A 1,374-nucleotide genomic window follows, 5' to 3' on the forward strand; every position below is an offset into this window, starting at 1 on the left:
TCCGGGTTATTTGGCAAGATTATATACCCAAATAACCCAAAGGTGTTTGCCTAACAACAGGTGCGTCACCTGCCGGAGAGTTTATGCACGAGAGCGAGATGCTCGAAAGAGGGTAATCGCTTTGGCACTAAAATACCCAAGGATCATGCCAATCCAGTTGGTACTCAAATCGTCAAAGCTGAATGAACGGCTTTCAATAAACAACTGGCTAAATTCTTCCGCCGAGATGATCAGCAGTAAGCAAAACAGCAGTCGAATCCCGAACGCATCCATTTTGGTTGCGTGGGTAAAGCGAGGGAAGGTAAACACAGCAAGAAAACCAATCAACATGCTAAACGTAAAATGCAGCGTGCTTGAGCCTCCAACATAGTTCTCCATATTCAGATAAACGGCATGATTTAGCTCTGAACTCTTCCACAAAGAAAGGCCGATGGTCAGTAGAGATATAGAAATAAAACCTAAACGTGCGATCGTCGAAGTCATCGTTACCCCACAGGAAAGAAGCCTAAATAGCGTTTTACAAAATAGAGCGCGGCAAGGTTTTGGATCGCCATGCCGATCGCCATTGCCCATGCAGCCCCCAGAACGCCGTAGCTTTGGCTAAGAAAAACCAAAAGAGCGATGGAAATAGTGCCTGAACAAATCGTGATGTATTTCATCGTTCTCTCATGGCCGCTCATTAGCAATAAAAATCCTACCGAGCCAGTGGCGATATTGACCATCTGTCCTAAAGAAAGGACAACTAACAGCGGAGCTGCCGCAAGAAATTCATCACCAAAAAGCTGCATGACGAATTCAGGAAATAGGGTGCAAACCAAGACAGGAAGTAAAGCTGCGCCAATGTTTGCACGACAAGCCCATCGACTTAAATTTCGCAGTTTATCCAGCTTTCCCTCTTTAAAAAGAGAGGCGAACATTGGGGCAACAACGAAGTTAATGGTAATCAGTACAAAGCCAATCAGTAGTGATGTTCGTTGCGCTGCTGCTAACAACCCTAGCTCCGTGGTAGAAATGAAAAAACCAGCAATAACAATGCTTCCCCATTGGAGGATATTGGTGAAAATGCTGCCAATCCACACTTGCTTCGCAGAGGAGACCAGTTCGATATTTGTTGTCGGGGTCGGCTTTTGATATTGACCAGAGCTAAACCATTTAGTCGTTGAAGCAATACTGACGATCAGACTCGCCAGCAGCAATGCCGCCATTAGGCTGTTGATGTTTTGTAAGTGCAGTGTGCTCAGGCCCATAATGAACAAAACCATGAGCACACTGACGCCGAGTTGAAGCGCGAATAGGGATGGCACCACCATTTTATTTGCTTGTAAAACACGGCTGTTGGTTTGTCCTAATACGAGGAAAGGTACGCACATCAGC

Annotated in this window: 2 protein-coding genes; both read right to left on the reverse strand. The window is 45.6% G+C overall.

The annotated features are described in order from the left end of the window. Positions 1-81 precede the first annotated feature (81 nt). Entirely contained in the window at positions 82-483 is a 402-nt protein-coding gene (locus R7P67_RS24425; RefSeq protein WP_025522879.1) for a VanZ family protein, read from the reverse strand. A gap of 2 nt (positions 484-485) precedes the next feature. After that, a partial coding sequence (locus R7P67_RS24430; RefSeq protein WP_318086263.1) for a lipopolysaccharide biosynthesis protein occupies positions 486-1,374 on the reverse strand: 889 nt, incomplete at its 5' end.

The sequence above is a fragment of the Vibrio sp. Vb0937 genome (assembly GCF_033338855.1).